Below are 19,281 nucleotides of genomic sequence, written 5' to 3' on the forward strand. Positions count from 1 at the left end.
GGGTTCCCCGTCTCCACGCCATGTGTCGTGCCGAGGCGCGCGAGAGCCTGCTCTCGGAGGAAGCATGTCCACCGTCATTGCTCTACCGGCTCGTGCGCGGGCCCATCTCAACGCCACCGACCTGCACCTCTCCCGCGGCGGCCAACCGGTCCTGACCGGCGTGGACCTGACCGTCTCCCCCGGCGATCGGCTGGGGGTGGTCGGCGAGAACGGCCGCGGGAAGACCACGCTCCTCCAGGTGCTCGCCGGCACCCTGGCTCCGGACTCCGGCTCGGTGCACAGGGCCGGCACGCTGGGCGTCGCCGACCAGGAGATGCCGATCGGCGGCGACCGCACGGTCGGCGAGCTGATCGACCTCGAACTCGCCCAGGTACGCGCCGTGCTTCGTGCGTTCGAGTCGGCCACGCTCGCGCTCGTCGAGGAACGCCCCGGCGCCGAGCAGGCCTACGCCGACGCGCTCGCGGCCGCCGAGTCCATCAGCGCCTGGGACGCCGACCGCCGCGTCGACATCTCGCTGGCCGCCCTCGGCGCGGTGGACGACCGCACCCGTCCGCTGGCCGAGCTGTCCGTCGGCCAGCGCTACCGGATCCGGCTGGCCTGCCTGCTGGGCGCGGGACACGATCTTCTGCTGCTGGACGAGCCGACCAACCATCTCGACGCAGGAGGTCTCGACCACCTGACCGCCAGGCTTCGTGAGCATCAGGGCGGGGTGGTGCTGGTCAGCCACGACCGGGCGCTGCTGGCCGACATCGTCACCGCGGTGCTGGACCTCGACCCGACCAGTGACGGGCGTCCCCGAACCTACGGCGGCGGCTACGCCGGCTACCGGGAGGGCCACCGCGCCGAGCGGGAGCGATGGGAGAGCGAGTACCGGGATCAGCAGAGCGAGCGGCAGCGGCTCGCCCAGGACCTCTCCGCGGCGCAGAACCGGCTGTCCACCGGGTGGCGGCCGGAGAAGGGAACCGGCAAGCACACGCGCGCCACCCGAGCGCCGGCCCTGGTGCGGGCGGTTCACCGGCGGCAGGAGGAACTCCAGGCTCACGTCGTCGACGTTCCCAAGCCCCCGTCGCGGTTCCAGATGCCGCGCCTGGACGCGCCGCAGGGGGCCACGCTCCTGCGGGCCGACGAGGTGATGGTGCACGGCAGGATCCCGTCGCCTCGTTCGGTGCTCCTGCGGGCCGGTGACCGTCTCGTGGTGACCGGCCCGAACGGCTGCGGCAAGTCGAGCCTGCTCGCCGTGCTCGCGGGGACGCTGGCACCCGACACGGGGACCGTCCAGCGCAAGCGGGGGGCGCGGGTGGGGGTGCTCGCTCAGGAGTCGCCGCCACCATCGCGGCGGCGGGCCTTCGAGGTCTACGACGCCGCCATGGGCCGGCTCGTCAGCTCGGGCGAGCTCGACGAGGCGGAGCGGCTCGGCCTCACGCAGCTCGGCCTGCTCCCCTCCGGCGCCGCCCACCGGCCGGTGAGCGAGCTGTCGGTAGGCCAGCAACGGCGGCTCGACCTGGCCGTACTTCTGGGCGCGCGACCACACCTCCTGCTGCTCGACGAGCCGACCAACCACCTGTCGATGGCCCTGGTGGAGGAGCTGACCCAGGCGCTGGCCGCGACGGGCGCCGCCGTGGTCCTGGCCACCCACGACAGGCAACTGCTGCGCGACACGGCGACCTGGCCGCGGCTCCACCTCTGACCGCGGAGCCGGCCGCGACGTCCACGACGCACTCCACGTCCTCACGGCGGTGGCCGCGCCGCTCGTCACGGCATGTGGGTCCCCTGGCCGCCGTGAGGCCGTGCCTGCGGAGCTAACCGGAGCAGAGCTGGGCGCGCAGGGTCTGCTCGGCCCACCGCTCCCAGCGCTCACGCGGCCAGCCGCGCTCGTGCACGAACAGCAGGTACAGCTCGGGGCTGAGCAGGCCGTACAGCAGATCGGCGGCCTCCTCCGCCGACAGCTCGGCCCGCGCGCCAGGCTTGGCGACCAGGGCCTTGGCCGCCCCTTGCTGGACGACGTAGCGCGGATCGACGTCGTGCGGCCACAGGGCGGCGACCTCGGGGTCGCTCGCCACCGCGGCCTCCAGGACCCGGCCGATCGGCGCGACCCGCTCCAGGACCGAGGTCGTGCCGGCGACGTAGGCGCGCACCATGTCCTGGGCGGTGTCGGCGGCCAGCGCGCCGGCGTACCACGGCCGGTCCATGGTGGCCACCGGCTCGTCGTCACCGGCGATCGTGACGTCGACCAGCTCCTTCAGCAGGGCACGCTTGTTGCCGAAGACGAAGTAGATCGTCTGCACCGCGACACCGGCCTTGTCGGCGACGTCCTGCAGGTTCGTCGCGCCGTATCCGTCCTGCACGAACAGCTCCAGTGCCGCCGCGAGGATGCGCTGGCGCGTCTCCTTCGCCTTCTGCGCCCGCTTGTTCGTCCGCTTGACATCGCTCATGGCTAGAGTCTATCTCTAGATTAAGTAGCTAGAAGTCAACTCTAGAAATAAGGTCCAGCCATGTCCGTCATCACCGTCACCCGTTTCCAGGCCGATCCCGCCGATGCCGACCAGGTCCGGGCCCGGCACGCGGCCCTGGTCTCCGCGACCAGGGCCGCGATGTCCGGCCTCGCCGAGGCGCGTCTCGGCCGGACCGGCGACGAGACGTGGGTCGGCGTCTGGCGCTGGGATTCGGCCGCCTGCCTGCGGGCGGCCCGCCAGGCACTGCCAGGCACCGAGGCGGCCGTCGCGGCGTTCGCGGTGGCCAGCGAGGTCACCGCGGAGGACATCGAGATTCTCGACGAGCTCTGACCGCCCGACCCCGGCCCCGGGACCCAGGGGCCGGGGCTCCCCCGAACAGAGGAGATGACATGATCGAGATAGAGGCGCTGACGAAGATGTACGGCTCGGCGCAGGTACGGGCGGTCGACGAGGTGTCGCTGCACATCCCCGCCGGATCGGTCTTCGGCTTCCTGGGGCCGAACGGCGCGGGCAAGACCACCACCATCAAGATGCTGGCCGGCCTGCTGACCCCCACCTCGGGCCAGGTCCGACTGGGCGGCTTCGATGTGGTCCGGCAGCGTTCGGCGGCGATGGCCCAGTTCGGCGCCGTGCTCGAGGGCTCGCGCAACGTCTACTGGAGCCTGTCGGCCTGGCAGAACCTGATGTACTTCGGCAGACTCAAGGGCCTGCGCAAGGCCCAGGTCAGCGAGCGGGCCGAGGACCTGCTGAGCGGGCTGGGGCTGTGGGAGCGCCGCGACGACAAGGTCGGCGGCTTCTCGCGCGGGATGCAGCAGAAGGTCGCGATCGCCACCGCCCTGATCGCCGATCCGCCGATCGTGCTGCTGGACGAGCCGACGCTCGGCCTCGACGTCGAGGCCACCCGCGTCGTCAAGGACTGGATCGCCGAACTGGCCCGCGAGCTGGGCACCACCATCCTGCTCACCTCGCATCAGCTGGACGTGGTCCAGGAGCTGTGTGACCGGGTGGCCGTCATACGCCGGGGACGGCTCGTCGCCGACCTGCCCACGCGCGAACTGCTGGCAGGCTTCCGCGAACGCGACAAGTACGAGATCCGCATCGAAGGCGCTGCCCCCGCCGGGTTCGACGCCGTCACCCGCGAGGGCGTCACCACGATGAGCGTGCGGGTGAACGATCCGCGCGAGGTGTACGACGTGGTCGAGCGCCTGCGCGCGCACGGGGTCGTCCTGGAGTCGCTGACCCAGGTGCAGCCCGACCTGGAGGATGTGTTCCTCGCCCTGGTGAACGAGGCGTCCCATGCTTGACGTGCTGGGCGCGGAGATCGGCAAGGGCCTGCGCGTTCAGCTGGCCCATCCGATCGGACATGTCATCACCCTGCTGATCAGCACCATGATGTACCTCGGCCTGCAGTTCGTCCTGGGACAGGGTGAGCTGCGGCAGGACGTGCTGCCGCAGACCCTGGTCGCGATCGGCGGATACTGGTTCCTGCAGTACGCGGGCCTGGTGATGGTGGCCGATCTCATCGAGGAGAAACGGGCCGGCACCTTCGCCCAGGCGCAGATGACCACTGCGCCGCCGTGGCTGCCGATGCTCGGCCGGTTGATCACCGCCTCGATGTTCGGCCTGGCGGTGGCCGCCGTCGCCTCCCTCGTCCCGATGCTCACGGCCGGGATCGCGGTCCCGCTGCGCTGGGCGGCGCTCCTGCCCGCCATGCTGCTGGGGATCAACGTGCTGGCCTTCACCTTCCTGCTGGCCTCCCTCGCCCTGGTCTCCCCGATGATCGGCGCCCTGCAGTCGCTGTTCACCTCGCTGGTGCTGCTGCTCAACGGCTCGTTCCTGCCGCTGGCCCTCTATCCGGACTGGCTGGCCGCTCTCGCCAGGGTTCTGCCCACCACCCTCGGCATCGAGGCGATCACCCAGACGCTGTTCGAGGGCAGGACCGTGGCCGAGATCTGGACCGGCGGCACCCTGCCCTGGCTCGTCGCCCACACCCTCGCGCTCACCGCCGCCGGCGGCCTGCTGTTCGTCCGGAACCATCGCCGAGCCCTGCAGGAGTCGTCATGACCTTCGCACGCGGATTCGCCGCAGAGGTCGGCAAGGGCCTGCTCGACCTCGTCGCCGGATGGCGCGAGAGCCTCATCCAGATGATCACCTTCCCGCTGTTCTACCTGCTCATCGTGCTGTTCATGGGGCGCGGGCAGCTGCGTGCCGACCTGCTGCTGCCGGTACTGCTCGGCATGGTGGCGCTGACCTTCATCCACGAGCAGGTCAACCGGGTGTTCTGGAGCTACCTGGGCGACATCCAGTCCGGCGTGCTGGAACAGACCTACCTGACCCCGCTGCCCTCAGCCGCGAGCATCCTCGGCCGTCAGGTCGCCGCCGTGATCTCGGCCCTGCCCACGGCCCTCGCCGTCCTGGCCACCGGGGCCACCGCCATCACCGTCCAGGGCGGGCGAATGCCCTTCGACGCGCAGGTGATCGTGCCGCTGGCCGCCATCGTGCTGGGCACCTGCGGGCTGGCTCTGATCCTGTGCGGACTGACTCTGGTGTTCAGGCGCATCGAGATCGTCACGCAGCTGTCCGTGGCCGTCTACGCCATCGCCGGCGGCACCCTGGTCCCCCTGGCCGCCATGCCCGACCCCGTCGCCGCCCTCAGCCGGTTGCTGGTCCCCATCGCGCCCGGCATCGAGGCCATGCGCGACATCCTGCTCGGCGGCCATTCCCTGGCCACCCTCCCGACCGGCTGGGGCCTCGGCTGGCTGCTGATCCAGCCGCTGCTCATCACGGCCGCCGGGGTGCTGCTGTTCAACCGGCTCGAGCACCTCGCCAAGCGCCGCGGCACCCTCGGCCGTCCCTAGAGCGCGGCTCCTCTCCCCTTCGATCCGAAAGTGACTCGACCATGCTCAGACAGCTGCATCCCCTCGCCGGTCTCGCGGGGTCCTCACCCTGCTCGCCTCCTGGATCTCCACCGTGCTCGTCGAGCTGTTCGGCTCGCACGAACTGGTGGTCACCGTGAAACAGGCGATCCCGTGGGGGCTCATCGTCCTGATCCCCGCGCTGGCGCTCACCGGAGCGAGCGGCTTCTCGATCGCCGGGAACCGATCAGGCACCCGGATCGACGGCAAGCGCCGCCGCATGCTGGTCATCGCGGGCATCGGGCTGCTCGTGCTGACCCCCTCGGCGTTCTACCTGTCCGCCGGCACCCCGTTCACCACGGTCTTCACCCTGGTCCAGGCGGTGGAGCTGCTCGCGGGCGCGGTCAGCCTGACTCTCATGGCGATGAGTGTCAGGGACGGGTTCGAGCTGAGCGGTAGGTTCCGCACGAATGCCGACCGCGGCTAGGCATCGGAGATCACCATGACAACGGACACCGTGACCCTGCGACCCATCGGGCAGGTCGTCGGCGGGCGCAGCGAGATGTTCGAGGACGACTGGCACGACGTCCGGGCCGTGATCCGGCTCGACGGCGAGTCCTTCACCGCGTCGGCGGTGCTCGGCCTGGAGCATTTCTCCCACCTGGAGGTCGTCTTCCACTTCGACCGGATCGACCCGGCCGACGTGCGCGACGAGCCCCGCCCGCCGAGGGGGAATCCGGACGCGGCGCCCGTGGGGGTCTTCGCGCACCGCCGGCCGTACCGCCCCAACCGCCTTGGCGTCTCCCGCTGCCGGCTGCTCGCGGTGGACGGGTTGAACCTGCACGTCGCCGACCTGGACGCCCTCTCGGGCTCACCCGTCCTGGACCTCAAGCCGTACCTGGCCGAGTTCGCGCCCCGCCATCCGGTCGTCCAGCCGCCCTGGGCCACCAGGCTCATGAGCCGCTACTACTGACCATCTGAATGTTCATTCGAACATCCATGTGTTAGAATGGGGCATGGGTGTCACCGACCGCCTTGACCTGACCCTGCGGCTGGTGCAGGGTTCGGGGCGCATCTCCGTCTCCGAGCTGGCCCAGCGGCTGAGCGTCTCGGAGATGACCGTGCGCAGGGACCTGGACGCACTCGAGCGCCAGGGTCTGGTCCGCAGGGTGCATGGCGGCGCCGTCGCGACCCGCTCCCGCGAGGAGGAGGCGGGGTTCTCCGTCCGAGAGCCATGGCAGGCCGCGACGAAGGACCGTCTGGGCGCGCACGTGGCCGCCATGGTGGAGCCGGGCTCGCGGGTGCTGCTGGACGCCGGGACCACGACCGTGCACGTCGCCGAGCATCTGGCCGGCCGCGCGCCCCTCACGGTCGCGGTGCTCAGCCTGCAGGCGGCGCTGCGCCTCGCCGACTGTCCAGGGATCGACCTGCTGGTGGTGGGGGGCCGTTCCCGTCCGGGCGAGCGCTCCCTGGTCGGCCCGCTGGCGCTGAGCACGCTGGAGTCGCTGGCCTTCGACCGCTTCGTGATGTCCATCGGAGGCGTGCACGCCGAGCACGGCTGGTCGGAGTTCTCCCTCGACGACGCGGCCGTCAAGCAGGCAGGCCTGGCCCAGGCCGCCACCACGATCGCGGTCGCCGACGCCACCAAGCTCGGTGTGCGGGCTTTCAGCAAGGTCGCCGACCTCGGCGCGGTGGACGCCTTCGTCACCGACGCGGCCGCCGACGACCCCGAAACCCACCCGGGGGGTCCGCAGACCCTGCGAGCCCTGCGCGACGCGGGCGTCCGCGTCGTCATGATCTGAGGAGTGCCGTCATGAACGCCCCTGGCATCGACATCCCCGATCGGCGCGGCCGTACCGGCCTGGAACGGCACGGCCGCGACCTGACCGGCAACCCGCGGGTACGGATCACCGATGTGGAGGTGCTCTCCTGCGACTGGTACGTCCTGCGCAAGACCACCTTCGACTACCAGCACAGCGATGGCCACTGGAGCCGTGAGCAGCGGGAGAACTACGACCGCGGCGACGGCGCCACGATCCTGCTCTACGACACCAGCCGTCGCACCGTGCTGCTGACCCGCCAGTTCCGGCTGCCCGCCTACGTCAACGGGCACCCCGACGGGATGCTCCTCGAGACCGCCGCGGGACTGCTCGACGGCGACAGCCCCGAGGAGGCCATCCGCAGGGAGGCCGCCGAGGAGACCGGGCACACCGTCGGTAGGGCCGAGCACGTCTTCGACAGCTACATGAGCCCCGGCTCGGTCACCGAGCGCCTGCACTTCTTCGCCGCCCCGTACGGCCAGGCGACGGCCACCACCGACGGCGGTGGGATCGCCGCGGAGGGAGAGGACATCACCACCGTGGAGCTGCCCTTCGACCAGGCGCTCACGATGATCCGCGACGGCGCCATCCTCGACGCCAAGACCATCATGCTCCTGCAGTGGGCGGCCCTGGACGGCCCCTTCCGCCCCGCGTGAACCCGCTGCGGCCGTACGCCCCGGCGCAGAGCTCAGCGGAGCACGCGGAGCCAGAGGTTCGTCGCGTGCGGCACCTCGCCCAGGCTGAGGCGTTCGAGCCTGACGTTGGTCCCGCCCGGGTGGTCGAAGAGCCGGACGCCGTCGCCGAGCATGACCGGTGCGATGATCACGAGGACCTCGTCGAGCACGCCCGCCTCCAGGCACTGTCTGGCGACGCTCGCGCCCAGGACGTTGACGTACTTGTCGCCCGCGGCCGCCTTGGCCGCCGCGACGGCGCTGTCGAGGTCCCCGACGAAGGTGACGTCCGGGACCGGTGCGGCAGGGGCGTGATGGGTGAGCACGAACTGCGGCCCGCTCCAGCCGCCGCCGAACGCCTTGCCGTCCTGCTCCGTCCCGCGGTGCGGGTCGTCGCCGCGGAAGGTGCGGTTGCCGACGAGAAGCGCACCGACCTCGTGGATGAGGTCGTCCACCGCGGGGTTGGGCCCGAGGTGCCCGGTCAGCCAGGACATGTCACCGCCTGGCCCCGCGATGAAGCCATCCACCGACATCGTCGCCGAGTACAGCAGCTTGCTCATGATCCGCCTCCAGGTGGGACCCGATCGTCAGGGGTCCAGCGGTACTCAGAACCCTAAAGCAGGGCGCGGTGATCGCCATCCGGTCGGCGGTCCGTCGCCGGGACTCCCGTCCGCCCGCCGCCCGTACTGGACGGCGGGACGGTCGGCGGAGCCCATGGGGCCGCCTCAGCCCAGGATGACCGTGAGGTCGAACGAGCCCTGGTGGGGGACGCGGAGAGCATGGAAGCGGCGGGCGCCGTCGCGGAAGTATCGGACGCTTCCAGCCGCGATGGTCGCCTGCAGGGGGGTGCCCCAGCGGAAGCGGATCGTGGTGCGGCCCCGGCGCACGTCCAGGCCGTCGGCGGTGGCGGTGGTCGAGCCGCCGAACGTGGCCCGCGTGCCGTCGGTGAAGGTGAGGACGTCCTCGGGCTGGAGGACGAGGGGAATCTGCTCGGTGGCGGCGGCGTTCGCCCTGACGGCACGCCGGATCGTCCGGCGCGTGACCAGGACATCCGTGGTGACGTTCGCGTTGCCGTAGCGGATGCCGAGGGCGGCGGGGGCCCGGCCGCCGGTCCATTCCCTGCCACCTGGGGCGCCGTGGAAGTAGGTGGCCGGCAGGGGTCCGTCGGAGTCGGGCGCCTGGCCGGGGAAGACGGTGGACCAGCAGGCGTGGTCGTTGTCGTTGAGCCCGCAGATGATCGTGCCGGCCTCGGGATGCCACAGGAAGGTCAGCCCTGTGCGACCGCGGGAGACGCGGGCGCCGAAGTAGCCGCCCAGGTACAGGCCGGGCTTGCGGACGTACAGGAAGTCCAGGCCGCCGTCCCTGCGCAGTTCGACGAAGTCGTGTGAGGCCAGATAGGGCAGGTCCGCGATGGCGGCGGCCCGTTGCCGCCGGCTGGGGAACCGTTCACCGTACAGGCCGTGCGTGAGGATGCGCGGCGAGGTGTCCTGCTTGGCGAGCGGCGTCACCGGCTCTGTGGAGGCGGCCCAGGCGGCGCGGGCATCGGCCAGGTCCTCGCGAGCGGTCATGAACGCCGACAGCAGCGGCACCTGGCGGGTGAAGGTCCAGTTCAGCGCGGTCCTGTCGGGGTCGGGCCTGACCTCGTCGTACCAGCGGGTGCTGGTGCGCGTGGAAGGGGCGACGTTGACCAGGTACCCGGCGCCGTCAGGCTCGCGCAGCAGGTTGTAGGACAGGAAACCGGTGAACGCGCGTGCCATGTCCACCAGGTGCGGGTCCGAGCTGTGGTGGTAGGCGTCGGCCAGTTCGGGGAGCATGACCTCGAAGTTGTAGTTCATGTCGTGGCCGCCTTCCTCGTGGAAGAAGCCGGCGGGGCTGACACCGGTCGCGGCGATCCGGGCGAACGCCTCGGTCAGGCTCGCGGCGAGCGAGGGGTCGGGGTCGAGCTTGAGCGCGACCGCGGCCCCGGCCAGACCCGAGGCGGTCTGGTTGGAGTAGTGGAGGGGCTCCTGCCAGACGGTGCGGTTGGCGGGGTTCAGCAACCAGGTCATGGCCCTCCGTAACGCGGCGCTGAGCTGGGACTGCCGGGTCGGCAGCGCCCCCGTCCCGCGCAGGATCCCCAGGGTCTTGGCCAGGTAGCCCAGGCCGAATCCCGTGGGGGCCAAGCCGTGCTCGTTACGGTTGTACTCGGGGAAGGACCCGTCGCTGTGCTGAAGTGACAGGTAGTGGCCGAGCGCCGCGTCGAGCGCCGCCAGCAGGTCGGCGTTCCCCGTGTACGGATTCCACGGGCGGGCGTTGGCGTGGAACCAGGCCAGTGTGAAGACGTGCTCCTGCACGCGGGCGTTGTACGGCGCGGACGGTGAGCGCCACCAGCCGCCGGCGAAGAAGCCGGTGTCGTCCATGTCGTTGACCATGGGCGCGAGGGTGGCCAGGTACCGCGCGAAGCGCTGCTCGTGGGGGGCGAACAGCGTGCGGTTCAGAGGGGGCAGCGGCGCCAGATCGGGGAGCGCCGCGAAGGCGGTGCCGGGTGCGAGCGCGGGAACGGCCGGGAGCAGGGCGGCGGCTCGGAGGAGGGTGCGGCGGGAGAGCATGGTCAACCTTTCAGACCGGTGTGCGCGAGCCCCTCGATGAACTGCCGCTGGGCCAGCACGAAGACGACCAGGATGGGCAGGGCGGTCATCGTGGCGGCCGACAGCTGCACGTTCCACAGGGGCGAGCCGTAGGCGTCGACGAACTGGGTGAGCGCCTGAGGCAGGGTGAACTTCGACGGGGTGGACAGGAACACGATGGGTTCGAGGTAGAGGTTCCACGAGTGCAGGAACGTGAAGATGGCGACGGCGCCGAGCGCAGACCTGGACAGCGGCAACGCCACCCGGAAGAAGGTGCCGAAGCGGCCGAGCCCGTCGACCCTGGCGGCCTCTTCCAGTTCGCCGGGCAGCGTGATGAAGAACTGCCGCATGATGAACGTCGCCAGCACGCTGGGCGCGCCAAGGATCGGCACCAGGATCAGCGGCCAGTGGGTGTCGGTCAGCCCCGCCGTGTGGAACATCTGGAACAGCGGGACGATCGTCACCTCGCTGGGGATCAGCAGTCCGACGAGCACGACCAGGAAGAGCACGTTCTGGCCGGGGAAGCGGATGCGGGCGAAGGCGTAGCCGGCCATCGCGGCCACCGCCATCGTCCCGGCGGTCACCACCGCCGCGATGTAGAGGCTGTTGAGGTACTGCTGCCCGAACGGCTGCAGCTCGAAGACCCGGCCGTAGGTGGAGAAGTCGAACCTGGAGGGCACCAGCGCGGGCGGGAAAGCGAAGATGTCGCTGATCGGCTTCACCGACGAGGTGACCATCCACCACGTCGGGAAGACGAACGGCACGCACAGCACGCACAGCAGCGCATACAGCCCGAGCCTGAGCTTACGACTCATGGAAGACCCACTTCCGGCGCAGTCGCCACTGCAGCAGCGTCAGCGCCGCGACGATCAGGAACAGCAGGACCGACAGGGCGGCGCCGTAACCGAGGTGCCGGAACTGGAAGGCCTGCTGATACAGGTAGTAGACGAGGACCGTGGTGGACATGCCGGGCCCGCCCTGGGTGAGCACGGCGATCTGGGCGAACACCTGCAGTGACCCGACCACGGTGATGATCGAGGTGAGCAGGATCGTCGGGCTGATCTGCGGCACCGTGATGCGTGCGAACCGGGTCCAGGCGCCGGCGCCGTCGAGCTGCGCGGCCTCGTACAGCTGGCGCGGCACGCCCTGGAGCGCCGCCAGGAACAGGACCATGTTGAGCCCCACGTTCTTGACGACCTGGACCACGATGACCGACAGCAGCGCGGTGGTCTCGCCGCGCAGCCAGTTGGGGCCCTCGACGCCCACCACGCCGAGCAGGCCGTTGACGCCGCCGTCCTGCTGGAGCAGGAACTGCCAGACGATGGTCCAGGCGACCAGCGACACCAGCACCGGGGAGAAGAACAGCGTGCGGAAGAACGTGGTGCCGGCCAGCCGCTGGTTGAGCAGGATGGCCAGGCTCAGGGCGAGGGTGAGGTTGAGCACGACCAGGCCGACCGAGAAGAGCGCGGTGCCGGTCAGCACCTGCCCCATGTTGGGGTCGGCGAGCAGCTTGGCGTAGTTCGCGCCCCCGACGTACTCGAACGTGCTCGCCAGCACGTTCCACTCCTGGAGGCTGTAGTAGACGACCAGGCCGAGCGGCAGCAGGACGAACAGCGCGCTTCCCACGAGCTGCGGTGAGATCAGCAGGTAGCCGACGAGGGCGTCGCGCCGGGGGATGGTCCAGAAGGGACGGGCCCGGGTGGCGGCGCGCACGGCCACCCGGTCGAGGAGGTCCGTCGCCGCCACGTCATCCGCCCAGCAGCGGCTGGATCTTCGCGCACACGCCGTCCAGCACCGCCTTGACGTCGGCGTCCGGCTTCCACAGCGGGTCGAGCGCGGCTCTGGCGGTCTGGGCGAGCTCGGCCTGACCGGTGTGGGAGGGCTTGACCACGCCCTTCTGGATGCCGTCGACCACCACCTCCTGCAGTTGGTCGCCGTTCAGCATGGGGCTGGTCTTCGCCATGGTGTCGGCGGTCAGCACCGAACCGCGGGCGGGCGGGAAGTACGCGGCCAGCTTGGCGGAGTTGGCGGCGTTGGTGAAGTAGGTGAGGAAGTCGGTGGCCTGCTCGGCCCTCGGCGACTTCTTCAGCACGCCGATCCCGGCCTGGCCGATGACCGCGTACTCGCCCTTCGGCCCGGCGGGCAGCGGCACCAGGTCCCACTTGAACGTCGCGTCCTCCAGCATGGCGGCGCGCGAGATCTGGGCGACGGCCATCGAGGTGTCGCCGGAGAAGAAGTCGACGGCGGTGCCCGGACCCGGCATGGACTTGTCGGTGAAGATCGCCTTGTGCAGGAACGTCATCGCCTCGACCATCTCGGGCGCGTTGAACTGGCAGGTGCCGCCGTCGTCGCTCCACGCCTTGGCGCCCCAGCCCTGCCACACGGTGGCGAGGTTGTCCCAGGCCTTGTAGTCGAAGTTGAGGATGGTCAGGCCGTTCTTGCCCTTCGCCGCGACGGCCTTGTTGATCTCGTTGGCGTGCTGCCAGTCCCACTGGCCGGCCTTCATCAGCTCGCGCGGCGTCTTCTGGCCGGCGGCCTTGACCAGGTCGGTGTTGACGAAGACGCCGAAGGGCGAGGTGGAGAACGGGTAGGCGTACAGCTCTCCGTCGCGCTCCCACAGCCGGGTGGCGGCAGGGACCAGCTCGCCCGCGTTCTCGATCTTGCTCTTGAGCGGGACGAGGGCGCCGGAGCCGACGAAGTCCGGAGCGGAGTTCTCCAGGATCCACGCCAGGTCGGGGGCGTTGCCGCCGGCGATCTGCGTGGTCAGTGTGGTCGTGTAGTTCTCGAAAGGGATGGGGTCGAAGGTGATCTCGCCGACCTGCGGGTGGGACTTGCGGTACTCGGCGGCGATCTCGTTGAACAACTTCAGGTGAGCCTCGTTGGAGGTCCAGATCGACATGCGCAGCGGCTGCGGGCCCTGCGCGGCTGGAGCGGCCTCGCCGCCGCAGGCGGTGACCGCGAGGAGAGCGGTCAGCGAGAGGGCCGCCAGCTTCCCTGGTGCTTTCATGGGGGTTCTCCTTCTGGCGTGATTGCGGCGTCAGTAACCGGTGACGTCGGGCCAGCGCAGCTCCACGCCGTCCTGGGTGAGCCGGTCCTGGTAGTCGGCCAGGAGCCGCTCGCTCGCGCGCACGGCGTGCGGCGTGGTCGCACGGTCCAGGCAGAAAGCGGCGAGCGCGCCGGCCGCCTCGCCGACGTTCCACTCCACCGGGTGCAGGCGGTAGGCGCCGTTGGTGATGTGGGTGGTGCCGATGTTCTTGCATGCGGGCAGCAGATTGGTCATCCGCTGCGGGATCAGCGCCCCGAGAGGGATCTCGAACGGGGAGCAGGCGACGTCGATGTAGTTGTCGCCGCCGGTCGACGGATGCAGGTCGATGCGGTACATGCCCACGCCCACCGAGTCGTGATAGGAGACGGCGCCCTTGTCGCCGCGTACCGCCACGGACAGGTCCTGTTCGGTGACGGTGGTCAGGGCCCGGATGCGCCGGGACTCGCGGATGTAGGGGGCCTGGGCGAGCCCGTCGGCCCCGCCCGTGACGTCGCCGCGCAGCCGCAGACTCGGGTATCCGGTCCCGCCGTCGTGGCGGGGGGCCTCGGTCTGCAGCCAGTACAGCGCCGACAGGGACAGCTCGCGGGCCTTGGCCAGGTGCTGGTCGGCGTCAGACACGTCGATGACCGGGCCCTCCAGGTAGTCGATCATGGGCCAGTTGACCAGCGTGATGTCGCTCTCGTAGGCGCCGGGCACGAAGGTGTCGCGGGCGGCGATTCTGCGGAAGGTCCACAGGTTGCCGTCGCCCGGGTTGACCCGCTGATCGGCCTCCACCAGGCGCGGGTCGTCGCCGGGGTTCGGGGTGAAGGAACGCTCCACGATCTCCAGCGTCCGCGGGCTGGGGCAGCGCCATGACAGCAGCCGGTCGCCCCAGAAGGGCGGCTGGTAGGCGCGCCAGAAGTCGTACGAGGCGGGCTTGTCCACGGTGTGGTCGCCGTCCACGTGGTCGATCGCGAAGCACACGGACACGGCCTGCATGTTCATCGGCTGGGCCACCGCGGGGGCGCTCGGCTCCCCGGTGTCGCCCTGCGCCTCGAAGCCGGTCACGTACTCCGCCCCGGCCAGCGGCAGCAGTTCGCCGGTCTCGGTGGCGTCCAGCACGTACGCCGCCACGGCGGTGATCTGGTCGTCTCCGTCCCGGTGCGCGAGCCGCACGGCCGTGACGCGGTCGCCGTCCACCTCGGCCCCGACCGGCCGGTACGGCTGCAGCACGCGCAGCCTGCCCGAGCCCCGGTACGGGGCCAGCATGGCCTCGATGACCGCGACGGCGACCCTGGGCTCGTGGCACAGCTTGCTGACGTGCCCCGCTCCCGGGTTCAGCTCCCGCCAGGCCCGCGCCCGCTCGGTGAGCGGGTAATGGTCGCGGTAGTAGCGCCGGATGCCGTCGCGTAGCGCGCGATAGCTCGCCGTGACGCCGAACCGCTCCACCCAGGTGTGCTCGTCCGGCGGCACCGCCTGACTGGTCAGCTGGCCGCCCAGCCAGTCGTACTCCTCGGTGAGCACCACCGAGCGGCCCGCCCGCAGCAATGCGAGCGCGGCGGCCACGCCGCCCAGCCCGCCGCCGACGACGAGCGCGTCTGCCGATATCTCAACCACGTGAGGGTTACCTCTCATCATGTACGGGTGCCAGCGTCGAGCCCTCGACCAGCTCGCACGCCAGCAGTTCCTGCGGGACGCCGCCGTGCTCCAGCACCTGGGTGAGCAGCTCGACGGCCCTGCGGCCCATCTCCCGCCGGGGGATGCGGAAGCCGGCGAAGTCGATGTCGGTGGACACCGGCCTGGTGCGGGCGCCCAGCGCGACGATGGAAAGGTCGCGCGGCACGTCCAGGCCGCGGGTCCTGGCGATCTCGGCGATGGCCGCGCCGTCGGCCAGCTCCTCGGCGAACACGACGGTGGCGCCGGAGCCGAACAGCCCGTCAGCCTGCTCCAGGTGCACGCCTTCGACGCCGGTCGCGGCCACCCCTTCGGTGAAACCGCGCAGCCGGTCGGCGTAGGACTCCGCACCCTGCCCAGTCCCGACGTAGACCATGCGCCGGTGCCCGAGCGCCGCCGCCCGCTGCACCAGGGCCCGCACTGCGGGCGGGTAGTCCGCCCCGACGTACGGCACCGGCCCGCCGGCGTCGTCGCGGCGGCCGACCGAGACGAACGGAATGCCCTCGGTCAGCAGCCTGGACAGATCGTCCCTGTCGATCGTCCGGCCGAGCAGGACGCAGCCGTCCGCCAGCCGGATCCGGCTCTCCGCGCTGAAGATCCGTCGCCACTCGCCCTGCTCCACCTTGGCGCTGGTGAACAGCAGCAGGTCACAGCCCGCCTCCTCTGCGCACTCCTCGATCCCGACCAGGAAGGGGTGGTAGAAGTCGGCGCTCTCCGCGGGGAAGACGGCCTCGTAGGTGAACACGCCGTAGATGCGGTTGCGGCGTTCGACGAGGCGGCGCGCCGCGGGGTCGGCCACGTATCCGGTCTCCCTGATCACCTGAAGCACCCGGTCGCGGGTTTCGGGCGAGATCCGCACCTCGCCCTCGGCCCTCCCATTGAGCACCAGGGACACCGTCGTCTGGCTCACGCCTGCCATGCGCGCGATGTCCTGCTGCGTCAGACGCCGCCCTGAAGGAGTCACTGTGCGTATCACCCGTCGTCTTGATAATGCGTATTAGTGCGGTCATTGTGTAACCGGGCACAACGGGGCGTCAAGGGGTAATCGCTCAAGTAATTCGTATTAGCAGCGGGCTGCCCGCCGACGACGATCGCCTCCGGCGCCGTTCGTTCGGAGAACACCGCATGGCGATCGTGAGGCCTGCCGCTACGCCTGGTCGACGATGATCACGGCGCCGGGGGAGACGAGATCCGTTACCGCCGGCAGAACCGAAGACGTGGTTCCTCCTGGTTTGTCTGTTGGGCATAAGGTAAGGCGGCATGGCACTGACTCTTGTTCAGGTGAATGTCAAAGCTCGGGATGACTCGGCGCTCGGCCGGTTCTGGGCGGAGGCGCTCGGTTGGGGCGTTTCCAGCGAGGGACCCGGCGTGACCAACCTCGAGCCCGAGGGCTTCGTCTGGCCGGACCCCGCCGCCTTCTACGTCGATGTCGTCAAGGTCCCGGACCCCGAAACGGTGAAGTACCGCGTGCACCTCGATCTCGCCACCACCTCCGCGGCCCATCAGGCCGAGTTGGTCGCGCGTCTGAAGGAGCTCGGTGCGACGCCCGCCGATGTGGGCCAGGGCGACGTCCCGTGGACGGTCCTGGCCGACCCGGAGGGCAACGTGTTCTGCGTGCTGGAGCCTCGGGAGATCTACCGGGATACCGGGCCGATCGCCGCGGTGGTGGTCGACTGCGCGGACCCGCGGGCCATGGCCAGGTTCTGGGGCGAAGCGATCGACTGGACCCTGCACGAGGTGACCGACGATCACGCGACGCTGCGCTCCGCCAAGGGCGTCGGGCCGTATCTTGAATTCCTCCGCACAACGCCAGGCGCGAAGACCGTGTCGACCCGCGTCCATCTCGACCTGCTGCCGAACCCCGTTGACGATCAAGCCGCGGAGGTGGCCAGGCTGCAGACCCTCGGCGCGACGCCCGCCGACGTCGGCCAGGGCGACGTCTCGTGGATGGTCCTCGCCGACCCCGAGGGCAACCAGTTCTGCGTCCTCGGCCGGGCCTGACGCGGAGCCTTCCGTCACGGACGGCCAGGCCGGTGTTGGCCTCGGCGCGATCCCAGCGGGCCGGGATCTCGAAGGCGAGGCACGGCGCGCCCACGCCCCGGCGGGCAGGCGCGGGGGTGGCGCGGTCAGGCCTGCAGGTAGTGCAGAACGGCGAGCACCCTGCGGTGGTCACCGTCCGAGGGAGGCAGGCCGAGTTTGGTGAAGATCTGCGTGACGTGCTTCTCCACCGAGCCGTAGGAGAGGAACAACGCTTCGGCGATGGCGCTGTTGGAGCGGCCCTCCGCCATCAGCGCCAGGACCTCCCGTTCCCTGGCGGTGAGCGCGCCCAGGGCGTCGCCGCGTCTGCTGGCGCCCATGAGCTGGGTGACGACCTCAGGGTCGAGGACGGTCTCCCCCGCCGCGATCCTGTCAAGGGCGGCGAGGAAGTCCCTGACGTCGGCCACGCGCTCCTTCAGCAGGTAGCCCACCCCGCGGGCGCCGCCCGCGAGCAGCTGGGCGGCGTAACGCGTCTCGATGTACTGGGAGAAGACCAGCACGCCCAGGTCAGGGTGGTCCCGGCGGACCTGGATGGCGGCGCGCAGTCCTTCGTCGGTGTGCGAGGGCGGCATGCGCACGTCGACCACCGCGATGTCGGGACGGTGCTCGTCCACGCAGGCTCGCAGCGCCTCGCCGTCGCCCACGGCGGCGACCACCTCGTGGCCCCTGGAGGCGAGCAGCAGGCGGAGTCCGTCTCTGAGCACCACGGCGTCCTCGGCGATCACGATGCGCATGCGGCCTCCGTTTCAGATGTGCAGGGGCAGCTCGACGGTGACCACCGTAGGTCCTCCGGCCGGGCTGCGGATGCCGAGCCTGCCGTCCACCATCCGTACCCGGTCGGCGAGGCCACGCAGACCGGATCCGGCGTCCATCATCGCGCCGCCCTTGCCGTCGTCGCGCACGAGCAGGGCGAGCAGGCCTGCCCGGGTCCGTAACTCGACCGCGGCCCGCCGGGCGCCGCTGTGCTTGGCCACGTTGGCCAGCAGTTCGGCCGTGCAGAAGAAGGCGATGCTCTCGACGGCCGGCGACGGCCGCTCGGGCAGGTCGGCCTCGAGCGCCACGGGGATCGGGCTGCGCGCGGCGAGCGTTTCCAGGGCGATCTCCAGCCCCTTGTCGAGGGCGGGCGGGTGGATGCCGCGGGTCAGGACACGCAGCTCGGCCAGCGTCTCCTTGGCCTCGCGATGCGCGCCGTCGACGAGGCCGCGAGCGCGTTCGAGCCGCTCGGGGCGGTCCGCTTCGGCCAGTTCCTCCTGCGCCATGCCCAGGCGCATCGCCAGCGCCACCAGGCGGGCCGCCGTCCCGTCGTGCAGGTCGCGCTCGATCCGGCGGAGCGCGGCGGCGGCGTCGTCCACCGCCAGCGCCCGGGTCTGCTCCAGCGTGCGGATCCGAGCCGCGCCAGGGGCGGGTCCGAGCAGGGTCCTGGCGAGCCACCGCTCGGGAACCAGCGCCAGGCGCACGCCCCAGGGGGCCAGGAGCAGCAGCGCCACTCCCGCCGCACTCAGCAGCAGGGCGTCCGGCCAGGTGGTGGGGGCGATGGCGGGAAGGGCAGCGGTCCGCCACCACAGCGGGCAGCTGAGAAGGAGCAGGCCATACCCCCACAACCCCGCGGCGACCGCGAAGGCGAGGACCGCCGCCGGCAGCCGGACCAGGCCATGGATGACGGCGCGCCATCCCACGACGTCACCCAGCGCCGCCGCGAGCCGGTTGAGCGGTCCAGGCCGGGAGCGGAAAGGAGCGGGAGCCGCCACCTGTTCCCCTGCCAGCGCGCGCGCCAGCCCGCGGTTGGCGGCGCCCAGCCCCCTCGCCCCCACCACGCACAGCGCGAGGAACGGGACGCCGACGATGTTGGCCGTCGCGATGACGCCCAACAGCACGACGAGCAGGTAGAGGAGGCCGAGACCTGCCATCAGCGGCATCAGCAGCGCGTACGCCAGCTCGCGACCCGCCCGTCCCCGCACGGGAGCGGTGATCGGCACCCGCCACGACCTGAAGCCGCCTAACGCTCGCCTGTCCACGCGTACAGCTTGACCGACACCGAGCCGGGCGGACCAGCCGGTCATCCCCCGGGGGACAACCCGAAGAGGGTACGGCGGGCCTCCCGGTGGTATCGGCCGACCGGTTTCGCGAGCGTGGATACGAC

Annotated in this window: 20 protein-coding genes; 10 read left to right on the forward strand and 10 right to left on the reverse strand. The window is 70.9% G+C overall.

The genetic code is table 11. The features are described from left to right. Positions 1-64 precede the first annotated feature (64 nt). Positions 65-1,687, forward strand: a complete 1,623-nt coding sequence (locus FHR33_RS07550) for an ABC-F family ATP-binding cassette domain-containing protein (RefSeq protein ID WP_183645265.1) — start codon at positions 65-67, stop codon at positions 1,685-1,687. A 112-nt stretch (positions 1,688-1,799) separates the two neighbouring features. Here FHR33_RS07550 and FHR33_RS07555 read toward each other — a convergent pair whose 3' ends face one another. Continuing rightward, on the reverse strand, positions 1,800-2,432 hold the full coding sequence (locus FHR33_RS07555) for a TetR/AcrR family transcriptional regulator (RefSeq protein WP_183645266.1): 633 nt from the start codon (positions 2,430-2,432) through the stop codon (positions 1,800-1,802). A gap of 60 nt (positions 2,433-2,492) precedes the next feature. Here FHR33_RS07555 and FHR33_RS07560 point away from each other — a divergent pair, with 60 nt between their 5' ends. The 8 genes from FHR33_RS07560 (at position 2,493) to FHR33_RS07595 (ending at position 7,784) form a co-directional block, all read left to right on the forward strand. Then, positions 2,493-2,783 carry an antibiotic biosynthesis monooxygenase gene (locus tag FHR33_RS07560; protein WP_183645267.1) on the forward strand — a complete coding sequence of 97 codons (291 nt, stop codon included), beginning with the start codon at positions 2,493-2,495 and terminating at the stop codon, positions 2,781-2,783. A 59-nt stretch (positions 2,784-2,842) separates the two neighbouring features. Then, complete coding sequence (locus FHR33_RS07565) at positions 2,843-3,757, forward strand: ABC transporter ATP-binding protein (protein ID WP_183645268.1); 915 nt, start codon at positions 2,843-2,845, stop codon at positions 3,755-3,757. Then, complete coding sequence (locus FHR33_RS07570) at positions 3,750-4,517, forward strand: ABC transporter permease (protein ID WP_183645269.1); 768 nt, start codon at positions 3,750-3,752, stop codon at positions 4,515-4,517. The genes FHR33_RS07565 and FHR33_RS07570 overlap by 8 nt, the downstream gene beginning before the upstream one ends. Then, positions 4,514-5,311 (forward strand): ABC transporter permease, encoded by a 798-nt coding sequence (locus FHR33_RS07575; RefSeq protein WP_183645270.1) that lies wholly within the window; start codon positions 4,514-4,516, stop codon positions 5,309-5,311. The genes FHR33_RS07570 and FHR33_RS07575 overlap by 4 nt, the downstream gene beginning before the upstream one ends. Before the next feature lie 112 nt (positions 5,312-5,423). After that, positions 5,424-5,795, forward strand: coding sequence for a hypothetical protein (locus FHR33_RS07580; RefSeq protein ID WP_221240988.1), 372 nt, complete (start codon positions 5,424-5,426; stop codon positions 5,793-5,795). A 15-nt stretch (positions 5,796-5,810) separates the two neighbouring features. Next, on the forward strand, positions 5,811-6,281 hold the full coding sequence (locus FHR33_RS07585; RefSeq protein ID WP_183645271.1) for an SAM-dependent methyltransferase: 471 nt from the start codon (positions 5,811-5,813) through the stop codon (positions 6,279-6,281). 43 nt (positions 6,282-6,324) lie between these two features. Beyond that, positions 6,325-7,110 (forward strand): DeoR/GlpR family DNA-binding transcription regulator, encoded by a 786-nt coding sequence (locus FHR33_RS07590; protein ID WP_183645272.1) that lies wholly within the window; start codon positions 6,325-6,327, stop codon positions 7,108-7,110. Between the two features lie 11 nt (positions 7,111-7,121). Continuing rightward, positions 7,122-7,784 (forward strand): NUDIX domain-containing protein, encoded by a 663-nt coding sequence (locus tag FHR33_RS07595; protein WP_183645273.1) that lies wholly within the window; start codon positions 7,122-7,124, stop codon positions 7,782-7,784. Positions 7,785-7,816: 32 nt separating this feature from the next. Here FHR33_RS07595 and FHR33_RS07600 read toward each other — a convergent pair whose 3' ends face one another. From FHR33_RS07600 to FHR33_RS07630, 7 genes are all read right to left on the reverse strand, one after another. Continuing rightward, complete coding sequence (locus FHR33_RS07600; RefSeq protein ID WP_183645274.1) at positions 7,817-8,359, reverse strand: dihydrofolate reductase family protein; 543 nt, start codon at positions 8,357-8,359, stop codon at positions 7,817-7,819. 165 nt (positions 8,360-8,524) lie between these two features. Continuing rightward, positions 8,525-10,387 carry a hypothetical protein gene (locus FHR33_RS07605; RefSeq protein ID WP_221240989.1) on the reverse strand — a complete coding sequence of 621 codons (1,863 nt, stop codon included), beginning with the start codon at positions 10,385-10,387 and terminating at the stop codon, positions 8,525-8,527. Between the two features lie 2 nt (positions 10,388-10,389). Next, positions 10,390-11,220 carry a carbohydrate ABC transporter permease gene (locus FHR33_RS07610; protein WP_183645276.1) on the reverse strand — a complete coding sequence of 277 codons (831 nt, stop codon included), beginning with the start codon at positions 11,218-11,220 and terminating at the stop codon, positions 10,390-10,392. Continuing rightward, complete coding sequence (locus tag FHR33_RS07615; RefSeq protein WP_183645277.1) at positions 11,210-12,151, reverse strand: carbohydrate ABC transporter permease; 942 nt, start codon at positions 12,149-12,151, stop codon at positions 11,210-11,212. The genes FHR33_RS07610 and FHR33_RS07615 overlap by 11 nt, the downstream gene beginning before the upstream one ends. Position 12,152: 1 nt before the next feature. Further along, on the reverse strand, positions 12,153-13,412 hold the full coding sequence (locus tag FHR33_RS07620) for an ABC transporter substrate-binding protein (RefSeq protein ID WP_183645278.1): 1,260 nt from the start codon (positions 13,410-13,412) through the stop codon (positions 12,153-12,155). Between the two features lie 30 nt (positions 13,413-13,442). Next, positions 13,443-15,047, reverse strand: a complete 1,605-nt coding sequence (locus tag FHR33_RS07625; RefSeq protein WP_312895407.1) for an FAD-dependent oxidoreductase — start codon at positions 15,045-15,047, stop codon at positions 13,443-13,445. Positions 15,048-15,054: 7 nt separating this feature from the next. Next, positions 15,055-16,080 (reverse strand): LacI family DNA-binding transcriptional regulator, encoded by a 1,026-nt coding sequence (locus FHR33_RS07630; RefSeq protein ID WP_312895408.1) that lies wholly within the window; start codon positions 16,078-16,080, stop codon positions 15,055-15,057. 284 nt (positions 16,081-16,364) lie between these two features. Here FHR33_RS07630 and FHR33_RS07635 point away from each other — a divergent pair, with 284 nt between their 5' ends. Next, positions 16,365-17,105: a VOC family protein gene (locus FHR33_RS07635; protein ID WP_183645280.1), complete on the forward strand. Its 741-nt coding sequence runs from the start codon at positions 16,365-16,367 to the stop codon at positions 17,103-17,105. Between the two features lie 125 nt (positions 17,106-17,230). On the opposite strand, the gene FHR33_RS07640 is transcribed toward FHR33_RS07635, so the two are convergent. Both FHR33_RS07640 and FHR33_RS07645 read right to left on the reverse strand, forming a co-directional pair. Beyond that, the gene (locus FHR33_RS07640; protein ID WP_183645281.1) at positions 17,231-17,875 is read right to left on the reverse strand and encodes a response regulator; all 645 of its coding nucleotides are present in this window, start codon (positions 17,873-17,875) and stop codon (positions 17,231-17,233) included. A 12-nt stretch (positions 17,876-17,887) separates the two neighbouring features. After that, complete coding sequence (locus tag FHR33_RS07645; protein WP_221240991.1) at positions 17,888-19,156, reverse strand: sensor histidine kinase; 1,269 nt, start codon at positions 19,154-19,156, stop codon at positions 17,888-17,890. Positions 19,157-19,281: the final 125 nt, after the last annotated feature.

This window comes from Nonomuraea dietziae, assembly GCF_014195505.1.
Classification (GTDB): Bacteria; Actinomycetota; Actinomycetes; order Streptosporangiales; family Streptosporangiaceae; genus Nonomuraea; species Nonomuraea roseola.

Excerpts from the sequence above, each read along its gene's own strand:
- FHR33_RS07565 (WP_183645268.1), top strand. The coding sequence starts at position 2,843 with ATGATCGAGATAGAGGCGCTGACGAAGATGTACGGCTCGGCGCAGGTA.
- FHR33_RS07610 (WP_183645276.1), bottom strand. The coding sequence starts at position 11,220 with ATGAGTCGTAAGCTCAGGCTCGGGCTGTATGCGCTGCTGTGCGTGCTG.
- FHR33_RS07585 (WP_183645271.1), top strand. The coding sequence starts at position 5,811 with ATGACAACGGACACCGTGACCCTGCGACCCATCGGGCAGGTCGTCGGC.
- FHR33_RS07575 (WP_183645270.1), top strand. The coding sequence starts at position 4,514 with ATGACCTTCGCACGCGGATTCGCCGCAGAGGTCGGCAAGGGCCTGCTC.
- FHR33_RS07570 (WP_183645269.1), top strand. The coding sequence starts at position 3,750 with ATGCTTGACGTGCTGGGCGCGGAGATCGGCAAGGGCCTGCGCGTTCAG.
- FHR33_RS07605 (WP_221240989.1), bottom strand. The coding sequence starts at position 10,387 with ATGCTCTCCCGCCGCACCCTCCTCCGAGCCGCCGCCCTGCTCCCGGCC.
- FHR33_RS07555 (WP_183645266.1), bottom strand. The coding sequence starts at position 2,432 with ATGAGCGATGTCAAGCGGACGAACAAGCGGGCGCAGAAGGCGAAGGAG.
- FHR33_RS07595 (WP_183645273.1), top strand. The coding sequence starts at position 7,122 with ATGAACGCCCCTGGCATCGACATCCCCGATCGGCGCGGCCGTACCGGC.
- FHR33_RS07640 (WP_183645281.1), bottom strand. The coding sequence starts at position 17,875 with ATGCGCATCGTGATCGCCGAGGACGCCGTGGTGCTCAGAGACGGACTC.
- FHR33_RS07635 (WP_183645280.1), top strand. The coding sequence starts at position 16,365 with ATGGCACTGACTCTTGTTCAGGTGAATGTCAAAGCTCGGGATGACTCG.
- FHR33_RS07590 (WP_183645272.1), top strand. The coding sequence starts at position 6,325 with ATGGGTGTCACCGACCGCCTTGACCTGACCCTGCGGCTGGTGCAGGGT.
- FHR33_RS07560 (WP_183645267.1), top strand. The coding sequence starts at position 2,493 with ATGTCCGTCATCACCGTCACCCGTTTCCAGGCCGATCCCGCCGATGCC.
- FHR33_RS07620 (WP_183645278.1), bottom strand. The coding sequence starts at position 13,412 with ATGAAAGCACCAGGGAAGCTGGCGGCCCTCTCGCTGACCGCTCTCCTC.
- FHR33_RS07550 (WP_183645265.1), top strand. The coding sequence starts at position 65 with ATGTCCACCGTCATTGCTCTACCGGCTCGTGCGCGGGCCCATCTCAAC.
- FHR33_RS07600 (WP_183645274.1), bottom strand. The coding sequence starts at position 8,359 with ATGAGCAAGCTGCTGTACTCGGCGACGATGTCGGTGGATGGCTTCATC.